Origin of the sequence: Mesorhizobium sp. M0938, assembly GCF_040319125.1 — a bacterium.
Classification (GTDB): domain Bacteria; phylum Pseudomonadota; class Alphaproteobacteria; order Rhizobiales; family Rhizobiaceae; genus Mesorhizobium; species Mesorhizobium robiniae.
Window position 1 is genome coordinate 371,008 of sequence record NZ_JAMYNS010000003.1, and the last position, 20,248, is coordinate 391,255.

Annotated in this window: 16 protein-coding genes; 9 read left to right on the forward strand and 7 right to left on the reverse strand. The window is 63.4% G+C overall.

What is annotated here, in order from left to right:
- The first annotated feature begins 90 nt into the window (after positions 1-90).
- The 7 genes from NKH73_RS07120 to hutC all read left to right on the forward strand — a co-directional run bounded on the left by NKH73_RS07120 (position 91) and on the right by hutC (position 7,287).
- Complete coding sequence (locus NKH73_RS07120; RefSeq protein WP_352929540.1) at positions 91-1,236, forward strand: ABC transporter ATP-binding protein; 1,146 nt, start codon at positions 91-93, stop codon at positions 1,234-1,236.
- Positions 1,237-1,271: 35 nt separating this feature from the next.
- On the forward strand, positions 1,272-2,378 hold the full coding sequence (locus tag NKH73_RS07125; RefSeq protein WP_352929543.1) for an ABC transporter substrate-binding protein: 1,107 nt from the start codon (positions 1,272-1,274) through the stop codon (positions 2,376-2,378).
- Positions 2,379-2,445: 67 nt separating this feature from the next.
- The gene (locus tag NKH73_RS07130; protein ID WP_352929545.1) at positions 2,446-3,390 is read left to right on the forward strand and encodes an ABC transporter permease; all 945 of its coding nucleotides are present in this window, start codon (positions 2,446-2,448) and stop codon (positions 3,388-3,390) included.
- On the forward strand, positions 3,387-4,187 hold the full coding sequence (locus NKH73_RS07135) for an ABC transporter permease (RefSeq protein WP_352929547.1): 801 nt from the start codon (positions 3,387-3,389) through the stop codon (positions 4,185-4,187). The genes NKH73_RS07130 and NKH73_RS07135 overlap by 4 nt, the downstream gene beginning before the upstream one ends.
- 35 nt (positions 4,188-4,222) lie before the next feature.
- Positions 4,223-5,545, forward strand: coding sequence for a histidinol dehydrogenase (hisD, locus tag NKH73_RS07140; RefSeq protein ID WP_352929550.1), 1,323 nt, complete (start codon positions 4,223-4,225; stop codon positions 5,543-5,545).
- Positions 5,546-5,551: 6 nt separating this feature from the next.
- A complete protein-coding gene (locus tag NKH73_RS07145) occupies positions 5,552-6,556 on the forward strand; it encodes a zinc-dependent alcohol dehydrogenase (RefSeq protein WP_352929553.1) in 1,005 nt (334 codons plus the stop codon).
- A complete protein-coding gene (hutC, locus tag NKH73_RS07150; RefSeq protein WP_352929556.1) occupies positions 6,553-7,287 on the forward strand; it encodes a histidine utilization transcriptional repressor HutC in 735 nt (244 codons plus the stop codon). The genes NKH73_RS07145 and hutC overlap by 4 nt, the downstream gene beginning before the upstream one ends.
- A 63-nt stretch (positions 7,288-7,350) precedes the next feature.
- On the opposite strand, the gene NKH73_RS07155 is transcribed toward hutC, so the two are convergent.
- Complete coding sequence (locus NKH73_RS07155; protein ID WP_352929559.1) at positions 7,351-8,208, reverse strand: LysR family transcriptional regulator; 858 nt, start codon at positions 8,206-8,208, stop codon at positions 7,351-7,353.
- A gap of 130 nt (positions 8,209-8,338) precedes the next feature.
- On the opposite strand from NKH73_RS07155, the gene NKH73_RS07160 reads away from it, so the two are divergent.
- Both NKH73_RS07160 and NKH73_RS07165 read left to right on the forward strand, forming a co-directional pair.
- Positions 8,339-9,421, forward strand: coding sequence for an amidohydrolase family protein (locus tag NKH73_RS07160; RefSeq protein WP_352929562.1), 1,083 nt, complete (start codon positions 8,339-8,341; stop codon positions 9,419-9,421).
- Between the two features lie 12 nt (positions 9,422-9,433).
- Entirely contained in the window at positions 9,434-9,787 is a 354-nt protein-coding gene (locus NKH73_RS07165) for a Rieske (2Fe-2S) protein (RefSeq protein ID WP_352929565.1), read from the forward strand.
- Positions 9,788-9,876: 89 nt separating this feature from the next.
- Here NKH73_RS07165 and NKH73_RS07170 read toward each other — a convergent pair whose 3' ends face one another.
- The 6 genes from NKH73_RS07170 to NKH73_RS07195 form a co-directional block, all read right to left on the reverse strand.
- A complete protein-coding gene (locus NKH73_RS07170) occupies positions 9,877-11,403 on the reverse strand; it encodes an ABC transporter permease (protein WP_352929569.1) in 1,527 nt (508 codons plus the stop codon).
- Entirely contained in the window at positions 11,400-12,485 is a 1,086-nt protein-coding gene (locus NKH73_RS07175; protein WP_502893867.1) for a quaternary amine ABC transporter ATP-binding protein, read from the reverse strand. The genes NKH73_RS07170 and NKH73_RS07175 overlap by 4 nt, the downstream gene beginning before the upstream one ends.
- A gap of 115 nt (positions 12,486-12,600) precedes the next feature.
- Positions 12,601-13,563: an ABC transporter substrate-binding protein gene (locus NKH73_RS07180; RefSeq protein ID WP_352929572.1), complete on the reverse strand. Its 963-nt coding sequence runs from the start codon at positions 13,561-13,563 to the stop codon at positions 12,601-12,603.
- Positions 13,564-13,720: 157 nt separating this feature from the next.
- On the reverse strand, positions 13,721-15,283 hold the full coding sequence (locus NKH73_RS07185; protein WP_352929575.1) for a trimethylamine methyltransferase family protein: 1,563 nt from the start codon (positions 15,281-15,283) through the stop codon (positions 13,721-13,723).
- Between the two features lie 14 nt (positions 15,284-15,297).
- Positions 15,298-17,757: a GcvT family protein gene (locus tag NKH73_RS07190; protein ID WP_352929578.1), complete on the reverse strand. Its 2,460-nt coding sequence runs from the start codon at positions 17,755-17,757 to the stop codon at positions 15,298-15,300.
- The gene (locus NKH73_RS07195) at positions 17,754-20,204 is read right to left on the reverse strand and encodes a GcvT family protein (RefSeq protein WP_352929581.1); all 2,451 of its coding nucleotides are present in this window, start codon (positions 20,202-20,204) and stop codon (positions 17,754-17,756) included. The genes NKH73_RS07190 and NKH73_RS07195 overlap by 4 nt, the downstream gene beginning before the upstream one ends.
- Positions 20,205-20,248 lie beyond the last annotated feature (44 nt).

Consider the following 20,248-nt stretch of genomic DNA (forward strand, 5'->3'; position numbering starts at 1 on the left):
CCGTGTAGACCCACCTTGTATATGGTTGTATATACCACCTGACACGCTGGACGTTCTTGCATGCGGCCGGCGACAAAAAGGGGAACGACAATGCAGGAGCCTTTCCGGGCCGAAGCTTCGCGCGAAGCAGAAGGCGGCAGGGAAATCGCAGTCGCGGTGCGGAACGTCGGGATGGACTTCGATGGGGTTCATGCCGTCAAGAATGCGTCGTTCGATCTGCCGAAGGGCCGGTTCCTCACCATTCTGGGGCCTTCGGGATCCGGCAAGACAACTCTCCTTCGAATGATCGCCGGGTTCCAGACCCCGAGTAGCGGCGAGATCTTCATCAACGGCGAAGCGGTGAGCGCCGTGCCACCGCACAAGCGGTCGATCGGCATGGTCTTTCAAAGGCTTGCGTTGTTTCCGCATATGACGGCGGCCGAGAACGTCGCCTTCCCGCTGAAGATGCGTCGGCGCGACGCACGCACTATTCCCGAACGCGTCGAGCGATATCTCGCGCTGGTCCGGCTCGGGGGCTATGGCGGCAGGCGCATTCACGAACTTTCCGGCGGCCAGCAGCAGCGCGTCGCGATTGCGCGCGCGCTGGTGTTCGAGCCCGACCTGCTGCTTCTCGACGAGCCGCTGGCTGCGCTCGACCGAAAACTACGTGAGGAAATGCAGCTCGAATTCCGCCGCATCCAGCGCGAGCTCGGCGTCACCACGATCAACGTCACCCACGACCAGCGCGAGGCGCTGGTGGTTTCCGACGACATTGTCGTCATGGATCAAGGCGAGATTCAGCAGAAGGCGCAGCCGATCCACACCTACCGCCAGCCCAGCAACGCCTTCGTCGCCAATTTCATCGGCGTCACCAACTTCATTGCCGGAACGGTACGGGCCGTTTCGATAAGCGGCGAGGTCTCCATCCTCCGGGGCGACTTGATGCTTGCCGGAAAGGTCGGTGATCCGGCCAATCCGCCTAAGGAGGGCGACAAGGCCTCGGGAGCGATCCGCGCCGAGCAGATCCGTCTCGCCGGCGATGCTGCTCAGCTGTCGAAGCTCGATTGCGTGCTGGCCGGGACTGTCACTGACACGATCTTCGAAGGCGAGCGCATGGTCTACGAGGTAGCCTGCGCCGCGATTGGCGACGAGGTCATGCGCGTTTTCGACCATGATCCCGCCGCGCACACGCAGTTTGAAATAGGCGAAAGCGTGTTCCTGGGGTGGAATGCCAGGGACATGCTTGTTTTTCGATAGAACCGGTAACCGGTCAAACCCAGAGGAGAATGCAGATGAAGCGCTTCAAGCCGACATTATCCCATCTTTCCCGCAGAACCTTCCTCCAGGCCACCGCCGCGCTTGGCGGCGCCTCAGCGCTCGGCCTGCGCGGCGCTTATGCGCAGGAGCCGGAAAAGCCGGCGGAGATCATCGTGCGCGCCTGGGGCGGCAGCTGGGTGGACAGCCTGAAGGCCGGCGTGTCCGACAGCTTCACCAAAATGACCGGGATTGCCGTTCGTCACGACCTGACCGAAGACAATGAGATCCAGCCCAAAGTCTGGGCCGCCGTGGCTCAGAAACGAGTCCCGCCGATCCACATCAACTGGGACACCACCACCAATGCCACGAAGTCGGCACTGCGCGGCGTGACGGAAGACCTCTCCGACCTGCCGAACCTTGCCAATGTGACGGACCTTGCCAAGCCGGCCGGCCTGGACGGCTTCCCGATCGTCAATACATATGGCTATGTCTACGTGCTTGCCTATCGGCCCGCGGCATTTCCGGACGGACCGCCGAAATCCTGGAAGGATCTGCTCGACCCGAAGTTCAAGGGCCGGCTTGCCTTCTACAATGACGGCATCGGCTTCCATTTTCCTGCCCAAGTCGCCGGTGGCGGCAAGCTGGAGGACATCCCCGGCAATATGCAACCGGCTTGGGATTTCATCACCAAGATGAAGGCGCAGCAGCCGCTGCTCGGCGAGGATCCCGACTTTACCACCTGGTTCCAGAACGGCGAGATCGACGCCGCCTGCACCATCTCGACCAACGCCCGAGAGGCCCGCAAGAACGGTGTGAAAATCGAATGGGTCGTGCCGGAAGAAGGCGCGAAGTTCGACACGGACGGTTTGTGGATCCCCAAGGGCCTGCCGGAAAACGAACTCTACTGGGCCAAGCAGTACATCAACCATGCGCTGACCAAGGAAGCCCAGCAGGTCTGGCTGGATGGCCTCGGCTTGCCGGGCGTGGTGCCGGGCCTCACACCGCCTAAGGATCTGGTGGGCGATCCGTCCTATCCGACCACCGAAGCGGATTTCCAGCGCCTCATCCGCATCTCGTCGAAGGTCCAGGTCGAGAATGAGAGCGAGTGGTTTTCCAAGTTCAAGGCGATCACGCAGGGCTGACGCCGAGTCGGCCGGTGCCGCGCTGGCGCGGCATCGGCTTCTTCACGACGTCGGATACGGATTTTTCATGCGGGCAGCCAGGACAGCCTATCCTCTGAAGTGGCGCATCATGGATGCGCTGGAAGGCGTTGCCGTCGCCATCTGGCCGGCGCGGTTCAGGCGCGCCACGCCCTATCTGATGCTGCTTCCGGCGGTGCTGCTCGTCGGCCTGCTCGTGCTCGGTCTCATCCAGATCGCGGATGCGAGCCTGCGCACGCTCGACACCACCACCTTCCAGTTCTCGGAGGACTTTTCCATCGCCAATTTCCGGCGGGCGCTGACGGAGCCGCTGTTCCTCGTTGTCGCGCAGCGCAGCCTCGTCGCCGCCCTGATCGTCACGGCGGTGACGCTCGTCTTCGCCTTTCCCTATGCGTATCTGATGGTGCGCACGCGTTCGCCAGGATTGCGCAAGTTCCTGCTGATTGCGCTGTTCCTGCCCTTCTTCATCGGCCAGGTGGTGCGTGCCTATGGCTGGCTGATAATCCTCGGCAACCAGGGCATGGTGAACGAGGCGCTCGGCCTTGTCGGGGTCGCCCCGATGCGACTCATCTACAACTATCCCGCCGTGCTGTTCGGCCTCGTCCAATACATGCTGCCGTTTGCCGTACTGATGCTCGCGCCGGCACTCACAGCCATTCCCGAAGAGCTGGAGGCGGCCGCCGGATCGCTCGGCGCCAACTGGGTTCGCACATTCGTCCACGTCGTTTTGCCACTCGCTCGTCCGGGCTTCATCGGCGCCGGCGTGGTGGTGCTGACGCTTTCGCTCACCGATTTTGCAGTCCCCGCGATCCTTGGTGGCGGCTCGCAGGACTTCATCGCCAACGCCATCTACGACCAGTTCTTCCGAACCTCCGACCAGGGCCTCGGCGCGACGCTGGCGCTTATGCTGGTCGCGCTCGGGTCAATCCTTGTCGGCCTCGTGTTCGCGCTGTTCGGGGCCGGAACGCTCGCCATGGGAAAGTCACGGGCGTGAGCGGCTCGCGCAGCAAATCCGTTGTCCTGTGGACGCTGGTGACGATCGCCCTGATCACCCTTTCGGCGCCGACGGTCGTGGTGCTCGGCGCATCCTTTACCGGCGGCAACATCATCACGTTTCCGCCGGACGGGCTGTCGCTGCAATGGTACGCGCGCATCTCGCAAGCTTCCGACCTGCGCAGCGCTTTCCTGCGCACGCTTCAAGTCGCAACGGTCTGCACGCTCGTTGCCATTCCTGTGGGAACGCTGGCCGGCATCGCGCTGGCGAAATACGCGGTGCGTTTCGAGAAGTCAGTCCAGATCTATCTGCTGCTGCCCTTCACCATCCCGCTGATCGGATCGGGCATCGGCCTCATGCTGGTCTTCGGCAAGGCCGGCTTTCTCGGCCAGCTCTGGCCGGTCGGCATCGCCTGCTGCGTCATCAATCTTCCCTTCATGATCTGGGCGGTCACGGCGAGTGCCACCGGACTTGACCCGGACCTGGAACTGGCCGCCGCCAACTGCGGCGCACCGCCGCTCCAGGTGTTCTTCTCCGTCACCTTGCCGGCGGTGATGCCGGGGGTGATCACCGGCTCGCTGCTGATGTTCATCCTTGCGCTCAACGAGTTCCTGGTCAGCCTGCTGCTCGTCGATGCGCGCATCGTGACGCTGCCGGTGCTGATCTACAATTCCATCCGCTCGATCATCACGCCCGACCTTGCCGCGATCTCCGTGGTCTTCATCGCCTGCTCGGCTGTCGCCATTTTCCTGCTCGACAGGCTGGTCGGGCTCGACATCTTCCTGAAATCGAAATGAGGAATGCCGGCCCACCGGCCGCAAAGGGAAATCCGATGCCAAACGTATCGTTCCACGATCTGAGCCAATTCGACGCCACTGGTCGCGCAGCATTGATGCGGCGCTCCGAGACCGATCTCTCCAGCTTTATGGAGAAGGTCGCACCGATCATCGAGGCGGTCCGGACAGAAGGCGACGCCGCGCTCGTCCGCTTCGCCCGCGACTTGGACAAGGCAGATCTCGATGCCACGCGGCTCAAGGTCAGCGCCGCCGAGTTCGATGCGGCCTTCGGCATGGTGGACGAGGACGTGGTCGCCGCCATTCGCTTCGGCATTGACAACATCCGGCATTTCCACGAGGAGCAGAAGCCGGAAGCCATGTGGCTTAAGGAAATGCGGCCCGGCGCCTATGCCGGGGACCGCTTTACGCCGATCCGCTCGGTGGCGCTCTATGTCCCGCGCGGCAAGGGGGCGTTCCCTTCGGTGACAATGATGACTGCAGTGCCTGCCGTGGTGGCGGGCGTCCCGGAGCTTGCCATCGTCACGCCGCCGGCGCCCGATGGTTCGGTGGACGCAGCGACACTGGTTGCGGCGCGCCTCGCCGGCGTCGAAACGATCTACAAATGCGGCGGCGCGCAGGCGGTCGCCGCGGTCGCTTACGGCACGGAGACGGTCAGGCCCGCGCTCAAGATCGTCGGTCCAGGCAGCCCCTGGGTCGTTGCGGCCAAGCGGCTGCTTGCCGGAGTGATCGATCCAGGCCTTCCCGCCGGTCCGTCGGAGGCGATCATTCTCGCCGACGACAGTGTGCATGGCGGGCTGGCCGCGCTCGACCTCCTCATCGAGGCAGAGCACGGACCGGACTCATCGGCCTATCTCGTGACCCACAGCCCCCGCGTGGCCGAGGAGGCACTGGCCGCGCTGCCCGAGCACTGGGCGCGCATGACCGAGCAGCGGGTGGCGTTCTCCACCGCGGTGCTGACCGGCGCCTGTGGCGGCATCGTGCTGACGGCATCGATCGAAGAAAGCTACCGCTTCATCAACGACTACGCACCGGAGCATCTGGAGATCCTTTCCACCGACCCCTTCGCGCACCTTGGCCACATCACCGAAGCCGCCGAGATCCTGATGGGGCCGCACACGCCGGTCTCGATCGGCAATTTCGGGCTGGGCCCCAACGCCGTCCTGCCGACCAGCCGTTGGGCGCGTACCTGCGGTCCGCTCTCGGTCACGGATTTCGTCAAGCGCTCTTCCATCGGCTACGTCACGGCCGCCGCCTATCCGGAATTCGCACGCCATGCCCGCACGCTTGCCCGCTATGAAGGCTTCTCCTCGCATGAACACGCCGTCTCCGACGTGCGCGATCGATATCTGGTGCGGTAGCGGATTATGAAGGCGGCCAGACTCCATGCGGCGGGCGATTTGCGGGTTGAGGACGTGCCTTCTCCCGGCGAACCAGCGCCTGGCTGGGTGCGGCTCAGAGTGACGGCCGCCGGTATCTGCGGCTCCGATCTCCACAACTTCCGCACCGGTCAGTGGATCAGCCGGGCGCCGAGCATCGCCGGGCATGAGTTCGCCGGCGAAGTGACCGCCGTGGGCTCCGGCGTGTCCGAGTTGGCCCTCGGAGACCGGGTCGTCGCCGATTCGCGTTACTGGTGCGGCGAATGTCCTGCCTGCCGGGCCGGCCTGCATAATGTCTGTGCCACACTGGGCTTTGTAGGCGAGGTCTGCGACGGCGGCTTCGCCGAAGAGACGGAGCTGCCGGCGCGGCTGCTCCTGCGCCACGATCCCGCGCTCGACCCGGCAATCGCGGCCATGGCGGAGCCGCTGGCGGTCGCCCTGCACGCCGTGCGGCGGCTGTCGCCGCCGGCCGGGGCGCCGGTGCTTGTCGCCGGTTGCGGCCCGATCGGCGGGCTGGCTGCGCTGCTCTTGTCGCGGCGCAGCGAGGGACCGGTCCTCGTCGCCGACCGCAATGCGGCGCGTGCGGATCTTGTGGCCGAGGTGAGCGGGGCGACCGTCGTCGACCTGGATGCCCTGCCCAACGATCCAAACCTGCGTCATGCCATCGATGCGACGGGAAGCGTGGCGGTCATGGCGCGGCTGCTCGATCTTTTGGCCGGCGGTGGCGCACTGGCGCTGGTCGGCATTTCGCATGGCCGCCTCGACCTCGACCCCAACCTGCTGGTCGAGCGTGAAATCGCGCTCGTCGGCTGCCATGCCTTCGCCGACGAGCTTGCGCCAGCCGTTGCGATGCTTGGCGATCTCGCCCCCGAATTGTCGCGCTTCGTGGCCGAGGAGATCGCGATCGGCGAAATTCCCGACGCCTACCAGCGCCTGATCGCAGGCGCGAGCGGCGGCCTGAAGACCATCGTCCGAATGGAGGCCGGGCAATGATCAAGCTTCCCGAAACCGCCGGGCCGCTCTACGGAAAGGTCAAGGACTACGTGCTCGGCAACATCGGCAGCGGCAAATGGCCGAGGGACCGGAGGCTGCCTTCCGAGAACGAGTTGGTCAGCACGCTCGGCGTCTCGCGCATGACCGTGCACCGGGCGCTGAGGGAACTGACCTCGGAAGGCCACCTCCTGCGCATCCAGGGCGTAGGCACCTTCGTGGCGCCGCCGAAACCGCAATCCGCGCTTATCGAAATCAGGAACATCGCCGGCGAGATCGCCGCGCGCGGCGCACGCCACAGGGCCGAGGTCGTCGTGCTCGAGAAGATCCGCAACCCGGCACTGGACCTCGTCGTCGCCTTCGAGTTCACGCGCCGCAGGCCGGTTGCTCACTCGATCATCGTGCATTTCGAGGACGAAGTGCCCGTCCAGCTCGAGGAGCGTTTCGTCAATCCGGCTTTAGCACCGGACTATCACCGGCAAAATTTTGTTGCGACCACCACCTACGACTATCTGCAGCGGGCGACGCCGCTGACGGAAGTAGAGCACGTGATCTCGGCCGTCGCCGCAGAAGAGATGGCTGCCCGCCATTTGATGATCCGGCCCGGCGACCCCTGCCTGCTTCTGCATCGGCGGACCTGGTCGGGCGCGGCGGTCGCCACCGTCAACAAGCTCACATATGTCGGCAGCCGCTATTCGCTGGGCAGCCGCTACGCGCCCTCGTCCGCCGCGTGAGCAAGGATACGCGCCGAAGCAGCTTGGGCAGGTCGGCGGGGAATTGATTATCGATTGATTCGATTAAACGTCCAGCGACATCACCGCGACCTGAAGGGCTCGGATTCCCTTGCGAATGATCGGTTCGTGCTTGCGGCGCGCCAATATGGCCGTGTGTACCGGTTGGTGCAACGTCGGAGCTCCTTCGACGATAAATGACGGGCGTTCGATGGTGAACCTGCGCGCATCGTCGCTGCGCATGTAGCAGGTGCCGCCGGTCCGGCGCAGCATCATCTCGGCTAGGGTTTCCGATCCCATCGAAAGCCGGCAGATCGCCAGGTCCGTGAGCAGTTCGGCGTGGGTCTTCTCCAGCAACACCGTATAGCCGGGGCGAATATAGGTTTCGGAGTCGACTTCCGAGAGCGTTCTGGCGGTCGTTGAAACCATTACATAGTCCTCGACCATCAGATGCTCATAGGCGATCTCAGGCAGATAGCGGGGCGCGTAAAGCACCGCTATGTCCAGGTTTCCCATGCTCAAGTCGCTGACCATCTGATTGGAATAGTCGGACTCGACGTGAATCGAAGATTTCGGAAGGGCCTGACATAGCGCCTCGACCCATCCCGGCAGAACCGAGCGCGTCATGCCCACCTGCGCGGCGATGCGCAAGGTACCCTCGAAACGGTTGAACGCCCGGACGTCGTGGCGGGCTTGCGACCAGGTCGAGAGCATTGACCGAGCGTAGGCTTCGAACCGGCGTCCTGCAGCGGTCGGCTCGGCGCCAGCGCGGCCGCGCTGGAAGAGCTCGGAACCGATTGCGCTCTCCAGGTTCTTGATGCGGGCGCTGATTGTTGATTGGGTCAAGCCCAGGCGATCGGCGGTGCGGTTGAAATTTCGCGACTCGACGATGTCGAGAAAGGTCTCGATCTGATCCAGCTGCACGCGCCCTCCAATCGAAAAAAGCGATCATATCTGCTGGATCATAAGCTTGATCAAACGATACTCAAGGCGGAAGCTGCATCGGAAGATCGGTCGGCGCCGTCGACCGGGATGAATTCACGGAGAGAACAACGTGTTCCTAGTCGATTGCGATTGTCACAATTACTGGTCGAGCGCTACCGTACTGGAGCCCTACCTTTCCGGCTTGTGGAAAGACATGTTCCTCGAGGGCGAGAAGACCGGTCCCGTCGGCGCGTTTCCGCATGGCCATCGCCCCTGGTTCCATCCGCAGGACTTCTCCCGCAAGGACGTCCGTCCGAAGACCGAGGCCGACAATTATCTTATCATGAAGGAGAAGCATCTCGACAAATACAATGTCGACGTGGCGATCCTGACCGGCGATGAGCCGATAGAGGCGTCAACCCTCGCCAATCCCTACTACGCCAGCGCCCTCGTCAGCGCCTATAACGACTATCAGATCGACCAGTGGCTGCCCAAGGACAAGCGCTTCATGGGCTCGATCATCATCGCACCACAGGACCCAAAGCTCGCGGCTGCCGAGATACGCCGCCTGGGCAATCATCCGCGCATGGTCCAGGTTCTTGCCTCGCAAGGTTCGGTCAAGCCGTATGGCGACACGTTTTATCATCCAATCTACGAGGCCTGCGCCGAAGTCGGGCTTCCCTTCGCCATTCACCTTGGCGGCCATGGTGGGGTGAATTCAACCGCCATTGCTCCAGCCCCGACCACGTTCTTCTGGGAGACCCATGCCATCCTGCATATGTCGGCAATGTCGCATGTCGCCAGCATGATCGCGCATGGCGTCTTCGAGAAATGGCCGGATCTCTACTTCGTGATCGTCGAATGCGGCGTGGCCTGGGTGCCCTCTGTTTTGTGGCGCCTGGACGCCGACTACAAAGCACTGCGCAAGGAGACGCCATGGCTGAAGATGCTGCCGTCGGAATACTGCCGGCGCAACATTCGCTTTTCCACGCAGCCGCTCGAGCAGCCGGCGAACATTCAGCACCTCTGGTCCACTCTCGAAGCGATGGACGGCGAGAACACGCTGATGTTTGCATCTGACTATCCGCACTGGGATTACGACGACGCCAACACGCTGCAAATCCCCCCTGCCTGGAAGAGCAAGGTCATGGGGCTGAACGCGCTGGAGGTCTACAAACGCATCCCGCGCGCGCACGCCGCGAACGCCGCCTGACGGGAGCAGACGATGGCCCAGAAGACATATGTTTGCCGCGTCGACGAGATCGAGATCGGATCGCCCTACATCGCCAAGATCCGCAGCTTTTCGGTCGGAGTCTTCCGCATCGGAGATTCATTCCACGCACTGCTGAACGTTTGTCCACATCGCGGCGCTCCGCTTTGCGAAGGGCCACAATGCGGGACCACTGCGCCCGTCGACCAGGCGGAATTCATCTACCATCGCGAGAACGAGATCGTACGCTGTGCCTGGCATGGCTGGGAATTCGATATCAAGTCCGGCACGGCATTGGTCAACCCCTCAGTACGCGCACGCACATTTCCAGTCACCATTGAGGCCGACAGCGTCTACGTGACCGCCTGAGGCGAAGAGGATGAGCGTCTGCAGCGATGGCACTGGTCCGGGATCAGGCCGGAGCGCTCTGCCGCATGGTCGCAGGGGTCAGGCCGTCGCTACCTGGATTTTCCCTGCACGATACGATCGATGATCATGGCGCAGAGCAGAATGGCGAAGCCCGCCAGCAGTCCCTGCCCCACCGCAGCATATTGAAGGGCATTCAGGACATCCTCACCTAGCCCTTTTGCGCCGATCAGCGAGGCGATGACCACCATCGAAAGGCACATCAGTATGGTCTGGTTGATACCGGCCATGATCGAAGGCATCGCAAGCGGCAGGTCCACCCGCGTCAATAGAAACCATTTTGTGGCGCCATAGGCTTGCGCAGCTTCGCGGATCGCTGGTGGAACACCCTGCAGTCCAAGCGCGGTCAAGCGGACCACCGGCGGCGTGCCGAAGATCAGCGTGGCGATTACACCCGGTGGCTTACCGATGCCGAACAAAGCAATCACCGGGATCAGGTAGACGAAGGCGGGCATGGTCTGCATGAAGTCGAGTACCGGCCGCAAGGCGGTGTAGACGCTCGGGCGGCGTCCGCACCAGATGCCGAGCGGGATGCCAATAGCCAGGCAGAGAATTGCCGCGGTGCCCAGCAAAGCCACTGTTTCGAGGCTCTTTTCCCAAAAGCCGAGGACCGCGAGATAGGCGAGCGCGGCGGCGGTGAAGATGGCGACGCGCGGCCCCGCCAGTTGCCAGGACAGGATAAGGATGACGGCCATTGTCACCGGCCAGGGCGTACCGATCAGCGCATAGGCAAAACCGTCGAGCACCAGCGATATCGCCCGGGTAATGGCGCCGAAGAATCCTTCGCCGACATGCGAAACACCCTCCATCAGGCCGTCCAGGCTGGATGACAAGGCAGCCTGCCAGTCGCGGTTGGAGGGAGCAACCGTGAGCCATGCGACCGGAGCCGCCACAGCGAAACGATAAGCCGAAACCCCATAAGCCAGGATACAGAAGACGAGAGCGCATGCCGCAAGCGGAAAATTGAGCCCGTGCCGCAGCGCTGGGAATGATCGCCAGCGGGCGAACCGCCGCTCGAGCATTCGATTCGCCAGAAATCCGGTGAGGACCTTGGCGAAAAGCAGGGTGACGAGACCCGATGCGATCAGCAGCGGCGCCTTGGTCTTTGCGGTATCGGCCTGCAGCCTGGCGGTGTTCGCAGCCTTCTGCAAAGCCGCCGCCGACGATTTCAAACCCCTCGCATTGTCGGCTCCCGCCGCCTCCGCGGCCTTGGCCTGTTCGGCGCGCGCCTCGGCCTGTTTGGTGAGCCGTTCGGCACGCGCCTGCTCTGCCGTGCCGAGATTGCCCGCCGCGCCAACGCCGACCTGAACCACCGCAAGCATTTCAAGGAAAAAGGCGATCCAGAACAGCACCATGGTGCCGCGGGCAGCGGCCCAGACCGGCCCGAGCAGCGCCGCTGCGGTGTTGAACGGCCAGACGGATTTGGAGGCACGTCTGATGCGAGCGAACGCGTCGACGTAATAGGCCGGATTTTGAACGGCAAATTCCCTGACAAGGTCATCTTCTGCGGGTCGATGGTGCTCGACCGGCGGTTCGGAAACGCGATTATGAGCGTTCACGATTGGCCGCCCTTTCTCAAACCTTGGAGAAGAGCCTGTCTGTCGACGATGCCGACGACGACCCCATCGCCATCGGTCACCGCGATCGGAGCGGCATCCTGCGCTGCGAGTTCGATAAGTTCCGCAAGCGGTTCCTGCGAAGCCACTTTCCGCAATTGCCTGATATCCAGAGGATCCCGCGCGCTGAAATCCTCGACCGGTTCCATGACGCGACCGGCGGTGATCACCTTGAGGCGCGAAATGTCGGCGACGAATTTCGCGACGTAGTCGTGCTTGGGGTTGGTTACGATCTCCTCGGGCGTATCGATCTGGATGATGACGCCGTCCTTCATGATGGCGATACGATCGCCGATCCGGATCGCCTCGTCGAGGTCGTGGGTGATGAACACCACCGTCTTGCCCATTGAGCGCGACAGCGCCAGGAACTCGTCTTGAAGCTGCCGCCTGATCAACGGGTCCAACGCGCTGAATGGCTCATCCATCAGGAGGATCGCCGAATCTGCCGCCAAGGCACGGGCCAGCCCGACGCGCTGCTGCATACCACCGGACAGTTCGTGGCAATAGCGGTCGCCCCAGCCTGCAAGGTTGACCTTGGCGAGCGCGGCCTCGGCAACATCGAAGCGTCGTTGCTTGTTTGCCGCCTGGATCTCCAGGGGCAGAGCGACATTGTCACGAACGGTCCGATGCGGCAGCAGGCCGAAGCTTTGGAATACCATGCCGATCTTGCGGGACCGCAGCGCCCGCAATTCGGCTGGCGTTTTGGCCAAGATATCTTCGCCGTCGACGAAGATCTCACCAGCCGACGGTTCGAGAAGGCGGTTTATGTGGCGGATAAGCGTCGATTTCCCGCTGCCCGACAGCCCCATCACACAGAAGATTTCGCCTGGCGCGACAGAGATGGTGACGTCGGCCACACCCACCACGCAGCCGAAGCGTTTGACAACTTCGTCCTTGTCGAGCCCCTCGCGGAGGATGGCCGCCATCGCCTCCGGCGCACGCAGGCCAAAGACTTTCCAGACACTTTTCATGGCAATGGCAGCAGCAGCGGCCGCCTGCAGGCCATTTTCCGAAGGCGTAGCCATACCAATGCCGGTGGTCGGTGCGGCGTCCACGACTATCGCTCCAGACAGGTCACACGCGGCCAGCCGAACGACCGCGGAGATGGTCCGGGGCTGCTATACCGGCGGTGCGCAACAATCAGTGGCCGAACCACTTGGCGACGTCGTCGGGGTGAGCCTTGATCCACTCCTTGGCCACCTCGTCGGCCGGCCTCTTGTCGACGATGATCGCATAGGCCCATTTGCTGACGTCGTCCGGATTGAAGCTGACGCGATCCAGCGCGGCCGTCAGGTCCGGCTGCCGCTGCGCAAGCGACGCAGAATAGGCGACATGCACCGTCGTGTCAGCATAAGCGGACGACACTTTCGACTTTTCGAGCCATTGCGGGTCCTCGCTTGGCTGCAGTATCACGAACTTGGCTGGATCGTGTTTCGGCTCGGTCAGGAAGGCGAGCTTGTAGCGGGCGAAATTCTGATGCGGACTGTAGCAATAGCCGACCCATGGCTTGTCGGCTTTTGCGGCACGGTCGAGTGAAGCCGCCGCCACTGCTTCATCCGTCGACTGAAGATCGAAAAAATCGGCAAAGCTATAGTCGCGCGCCCGCACCTTCTCGATGTTGGTCGACTGCCAGCCCGATGCACCGATCCAGATTTCGCCCTTGCCGTCGCCGTTGGTATCGAACAGCTTCGCGTTGTCCGGATTGGCGAGATCCGAGACGTCCTTGATGCCATGCTTGTCGACGGTGACCTGGGTGACGCAGTAGCCCTGCTTGGCCTCGTAGCCATTCTCCGCGAGCTTAACGGTCCCCGCGCCCTTGACATATTTGTCGACGAGCCCCTGCTGGTTCGGCAGCCAGACATCCGGCCAGATGTCGACCTCGCCCTTGTTGCGGTCCATCGCTTCCCAGATCACCGGAACCGCCGTGGTGGTCACGGTCGAAACCTCGAGCCCCAGTTCCTGCTCGGCCGCATTCTTGATGACGTTCATGACCGCCGTCGCGGTGGCGTAGTTCGGGTCGGGCATCGTCACATCAGCGGCAAGCGCCGATGAGACGGGCGCAAGAAGCAGGATGCCAAGAGCCGTTTCGAGAAGATGTTTCATGATGTTCCCCAATCGAGTTGCGCTGAATTTCTTTCAGTCTATCCATCAGGTTAGCGGAACGCGCAGGCAATCCATCCCAAATTTCACCGCATTAGGAAAAACGATGAAGCGCATAAGCGCGCAGCGCCGTGATGAAATGCCTTGGCCGGAAACGGACTCAGAAATAGGCCTGATCAGGCTCGCTTGCCTTGCGGCCGGCAATAAAAGCCTGGAGCGCTTCGTCGATCGCCGGATCGAGGCCCGGGTCCTGGTATTCGTCGAGCAGCCGTTTCCATTGCCGGTTAGCCCGTTGGGCGGCGTCGAGCCTGCCTTCCTCGTTCCACTGTTCGAAGGTATTGTTGTCGCTGGTCGAGGACCGGTAAAAGGCCGAGAGGAAATTGGCCTGGGTATGCGCACTGCCGAGGAAATGCGATCCGGGTCCGACCGCTTCGATCGCCTCCATAGCCTGCGCGTTGACCGAAAGATCGATGCCTTCGAAAAGGCTGGCGACCTTGCCGCAAAGGTCGGCGTCGATGATCGTCTTCTCGAAGCCGGTGACGAGACCGCCTTCCAGCCAGCCGGTGGCATGATTGATGACGTTGGCGCCGGCAAACATCGACATCAGTATGCCCCACGTCGCCTCCTGTTCGGCCTGAGCATCGGGAAGCTTGGAGGCTGACAGCGAGCCGACAGTGTGGAACGGAACGCCGACGCGACGCGCCAATTGCCCGCAGGCAAGCACCATTTTTGCGGCCTCCGGGGTCCCGAAGGTGGGGGCGCCGCTCTGCATCGAGATCGTGCTGGCAAAGCTCCCCATCAGGCACGGCGCCCCCGGGTTGATCAGCTGCACGAGGCAGAGACAGGCGAGCGCCTCGGCAAGCACCTGGGCAAGCGTGCCGGCGACAGTGCACGGGCTCATGGCGCCGGCAAGGGTCCACGGCGTGCAGGCGACCGGCTGGTTGTTGCGGGCGTAGACCTTCAGCGAGCCGGACATGTTGGCGTCGAGCACGAGCGGCGCATTGGTGTTGGCGACGTTGTAGAGCACGGCATTGTTGGCAACGAATTCATCCCCAAAGACGATCTTCGCCATGTCGACCGCGTCCTGCGCCCGTCTGGACCCGATGAACGCACCCATGAAGGGCCGGTCCGAATGACGGATGTGCGTGTAAAGCATGTCGAGGTGGCGCTTGTTGGCCGGCAGGTCGACCGGCTCGCAGACGACGCCGCCGGAGTGGTGCAGGTGCGGGATCATATGGTGGATCTTCACCAGGTCGCGAAAGTCTGCGATCGTTGCATAGCGCCGGCCGCGATCGAGATCGTGGACGAAAGGCGGCCCCCAGGATGGGCACAGCACGGTGTTGTCGCCGCCGATCATGACGGTGTTGGTGGGATTGCGGGCATGCTGCTTGAACTGGGACGGTGCGGTGGCGCGGACGATCTTGCGGCACATGCCAGGTTCGAAGCGCACCCTCGTGCCCTGCACATCGGCGCCGGCATTGCGAAAGATGTCGAGGATCTCGGGATCGTCATGGAACTCCATGCCGATCTCCTTGAGCAGCCGGTCCGCGTTCGCCTCGATCAGGCTCAATCCTTCCTCGTCGAGGATGTTGAAGGTACCGATCCTGCGGTTGATAAAGGGACGGCGCGGCGCCTGCTGCGCGACACGCTGGCCCTGCCTTCCGGCCCTGCCCCCGGTTCGCGGAGCGGGAGCTTCGGTAGTGGTCGTCGCGTCCTTGTCCATCTTCTTCTCCGACGTCAGGCAGGCGTGAAGGCAACCGGCTCGGCGGCGTGAACCCCGCGCAGCCGCAGATTGCCCGGATCGTAAGCGGCTTCCCGGAGTTCCCGCGCCACCAGTTCTTTACCGAGGATCGAGACGGTCAGCCCTTCGGGCGAGATACCGGGCCGCAGATAGGCCAGAGCCAAGGTCTTGCCGGTGCGGAAGCCGTGGGCGCCGGAGGTGACGATGCCAACCGGCCGGCCCGCCTGCATCACCGCATGGGCGTAGAAGGGCAGCCTTTCACCGTCATCGTCGATGTCGAGAAGCGCCATCGTCCATGAGCCTTTGCCAATGCGCTCCAGCATGGCCTCGCGGCCGACGAACGCTCGCCCGTCCGCTTTGACCAAGGCGCCCAGTCCACCCTCGATCGGCGTCCGCTCTGTCGTCAGGTCGGCGCCCCAGGCGCGATAGCCTTTCTCCAGCCGCATTGCGTTCAAGGCATAGATGCCGAACGGACGCAGGTCGAAACGACGGCCAGCTCTGGTGATCGCATCGTAGAGCTTGCCGAACTGCGCAAGCTGGACGTGCAGTTCCCATCCCAGCTCGCCGGCATAGGATACCCTGAGCGCAGCGGTCTTGATGCCCGCCACGCGAATAATCCGGGCGGAAAGCCAGGGAAACGCCGAATTGGACAGATCGGCCTCGCTCACGGTTTCGAGCAGGTCGCGTGCTCGAGGCCCCATGACGCCAAGCACGCCGCGCCTTTCGGTGACGTTTTCGATCGTCACGTCGGCAAAGGCGGCGGCGCGGGAGCGCAGCAGGTCCTCATCATGCCTCTCCGCCAACGCTGCGCTGGTCAGGTAGAACCAGTCGTCGTTGAGACGGGTCACCGTGAATTCCGATGCCACCCCGCCTTCTGACGTCAGCGCGTGAACAAGGCCGATGCGGCCCTGGCGCGCCGGTGGCCGGTTAGCGCCCAGCGAAGCCATGAACGCGCCGGCTCCAGCGCCGCCGACCTCGAACTTGGAAAAAGCCGAAAGGTCGATTGCGCCGACGCCGTCGCGCACGGCAAGACATTCGCCACGCACTGCATCGAACCAGCCGGGCCGGCGAAAGGTGAGTGGTGCATCGGCTCCGTCAACGGCGAACCAGTTCGGCCGCTCCCAGCCATAAGCGGCGCCGAGCACCGCGCCCTGGCTCTTCTGCATTTCGAGCGCTGGCGTCATGCGGCGCGGACGTCCGGCCTCGCGTTCCTCATTGGGATAGTGGATACCGAACTGCAGGCCGAAACCTTCGACCGCCTTGTCGAGGCGGTAATCCCGGTCGGCATAATTGCCGAAGCGGCGTGGATCGATGGCAAGCGCGTCGCTCGGCGGGGCCCCGTTGATGATCCAGTCAGCCAGAAAGCTGCCCGCGCCGCCGCCTTCCATGACCCCCATGCTGGAGCCGGTCAGCAGCCAGGCATTGGCGAGGCCGAAGGCTGGGCCGACCAGCGGATTGGCGTCCGGCGTGAAGGTGATCGGGCCGTTGACCACTGTCTTGATGCCTGCATTGGCGAGCGCCGGAACGCGCTCCATCGCCAGCGCGATGATATGCTCCACGCGATCCAGGTCGGGCGGCAGCAATTCCATGCCGAATTCGGGCGGCACCCCATCGACCGCCCAAGGCTGAGCTGCTCTCTCATACGGGCCGACGATATAGCCGTCACGTTCCTGGCGCAGATACCAGCTTTCTTCCGGATCGCGGATGATCGGCAGTTCCTTGGCGCCGGCCGCGATGCGATCCGCAATCTCGCTCACCGTGTCGGTGACGACATATTGGTGCAGCATCGGCACGACGGGCAGGTCGAGACCCATCATGGTGCCGATCTCACGGCACCATGTTCCGGCCGCATTCACCACATGCTCGGCGGTGATGTCGCCCTGTGCCGTGCGGACGAGCCACTCGCCGGATGCTTTCCGTTCGATGGCCAGGACCGCATTGTGGCGGACGATCTCAGCACCTCGCGAGCGCGCTCCGGCCGCCATGGCATTGGTCGCCAGCGTTGGATCGACATGGCCGTCATTGGGTTCGTAGATCGCGCCGATGATGCCTTCTGTCAGGCAGAGCGGGTAGATTTCCTTGAGTTCGCCGGGGCTCAAAATATGGAAGTCATGCCCCACGAACCGGCCAAGGCCCCGCACGTGGCGGAATTCGTCCATGCGGTCCGGCGAGCGAGTGATGCGCAGCGCGCCGCTCGCATGGAAACCGGTCGGTAGTCCTGTTTCGGCGGTCAGGATTTCACGATAGAGTCGCACCGAATGGGCGCGCATCTCCATGATCGTCGCATTATGGGCAAAATGCGTGCAGAGCCCCGCCGCGTGCCAGGTGGAGCCAGCGGTCAGCTCATGCTTCTCGACGAGGACGATGTCGCTCCAGCCGCGCTTGGCGAGATGATAGAGCAGGGAAACCCCCATGGCGCCGCCGCCGATAACGACAACGCGGGCATGCTGTCTCATGAATTCTTCTCCTCGTGTCCGCGCATCCGTGTTCCGGCTGGATCATAGGGCGGCTTGCCGAGCGCCCGGAGCGTATGGCGCGTGCCGGCGACGGCGATCTCGTAGTCGGACGCCAGCATCTGCGCCTTCGTCTCGCCTGGCTCACAGGCGACGTAGCCGAGGCTGAGGCTAAAGCCGGTACGAAAACCAAGACCGCCCGACGTCGTCAATCCGGCCAGCTTACCGTCCCGAAAGATCGGCTCGTCGTGCAGAAGGAGCGGGTTGGCTCCATCGACTGCGAAATGCATCAGCCGCCGCCTCACGCCCTCGGCCTTCTGCGCCAACAGCGCTTCACGGCCGACGAAATCATCTTTCTTCCATGAAACGGCGAAAGACAGACCCGCTTCCAATGGCGTGTCCTTCGGCCCGATATCATGCCCCCAATGGCGATAGCCTTTTTCCAGCCGGCAGCCGTCGAGTGCATAATGGCCGCAAAACGCGAGGCCATGGCTGCCGCCGGCCTCGATGATCGTGGCGAGCAGGCTTTCCGCACATTCAACGGGAACGTAGAGTTCGAAACCAAGTTCGCCGACGAAGGAGACGCGCGTGGCCCGGAGATTGACCATGCCGATGTCGATGCGACGGGAGGTCGAGAACGGGAAAGCCGCGTCCGAGAGATCGGCGTCGGTCAGGTTCTGGAGCAACTCCCGCGAGCGCGGCCCCATGACGCCGAGGACCGCCTCCGAGGACGTCGCGTCGAAGACCGAGGCATCGAGGCCCAGATCCCGGGCATGGCGCTGGATCCAGGCAAGGTCCTTCTGCCTTGTCGCCGCGCCGGAAATGATGCGGAACCTATCCTCACCGTCTCGCGTAACCGTCACGTCGGCTTCAATGCCGCCGCGCCGGTTGAGCATCTGTGTGTAGACGGCGCCACCTTCGGCGACGTTGACATCGTTGGCGCACAGTCGCTGCATCAACCTGGCCGCGTCGCGCCCGAAAACGTCTAACTTGGTGAAGGGTGACAGTTCGAACAGGCCGACCCCTTGAGCCATGCGGCCGGCTTCCGCCTTGGCCGCGCCCCACCATTTTTGCGCACCAACGGAATAGCCAAGCGCCCGCTCGGCCCCGCCGAACCAGAGCGGCCGCTCCCAGCCTGTCGGCGCGCCAAACACGGCGCCGGCTTCTGCGAAGGTCCGGTGGAAGGCCGAACGCCTGACATCGCGCCCGGCCGTCGCCCGTTTGTAGGGCCAGTGCATGCGAAAGAGATCGGCGACAGCCTCTTCCATCCTGGCGCCGACAAAGGGCCGCGCCGCGGCAGACCGGTCGAAACGCGCGATATCGAGCGCCCACAGATCGAGGCCGGGTTCACCGTCGACGATCCATTCTGCCATAGCCTTGCCGGCGCCGGCCGACGACATCATACCGGTAGAATTGAACCCGGCGGCGACATAGAAGCCGCGCAGATAGGGCGACTCGCCCATCAGCGGCCGTGTGTCGGGCGTAAAGCTCTCCGGGCCATTCATGAAGTGTCTGATCCCGGTCTCCGACAACGCCGGGAGCAGCCTTAGACCTGCCGACATGAAGGGCTCGAACTGGTCCCAGTCTTCCGGCAATTCGAGGAAAGGCCTCTCGCCCGCCGGCCCGCGCACGTCGAAGATCTTGGCGTTCGGCTCGAAGCCTCCGAGAACCAATTTTCCCGAGTCACCCTTGATGTAGATGCCCTCGTCGAGGTCGCGCACGATCGGAAACGGGTCCTGCAGGCCCGCAATCGGCTCCGTCACCACATACATGTGCTCGACGGCCTGCAATGGCACAGGCACGCCGGCAAGCGCGCCGATATTCCGCGCCCAGGCGCCGGCGCAATTTACGACCGCCTGGCAGTCGATGGTGAGACCAGAAGCCAGCTTGACGCCGGCGACGCGACCGTTCTTCGTCACGAAGCCTGAGCACGCAATCCCCTCCAGGATGCGAATGCCGGCCGCGCGGCCGCCTTTCGCATAGGCCGCGCAGATGTCGACCGGATTGGCCTGGCCGTCTTCCGCCACCCACAGTGCGCCCTCGATGCCGTCGGGGACGATGCCGTGCACGCGCTCCGTCACGGCAGCTTTGTCGACGATCCCAACCGTGAGGCCGCAGACGTCGCCCATATGGGCGATGCGCTTCAACTCGTCCATTCGCTCCGGCCGGCGCGCCAGCCACAGACCGCCTGTCCGCCTGTAGCCTGACGCCTGACCGGTCGCTTCTTCCAGGCGTGGAAACAGCTCGGTCGCATACTGCGCCAGCCGCGTGAGATTGAGGCTGGCGCGCAGTGGGCCGACGATCCCGGCTGCGTGCCAGGATGTGCCGCTGGTCAGCTGGTGGCGCTCCAGCAGGACGACATCGGTCACTCCGAGTTCAGCGAGGTGATACGCTATTCCGAGACCGATTACGCCGCCGCCAATGATCACGATGCGTGCGCTGTCATTCACCGACCGGGCTACCTTTGTTGGATGCAATGGCACGATCTTTTCCG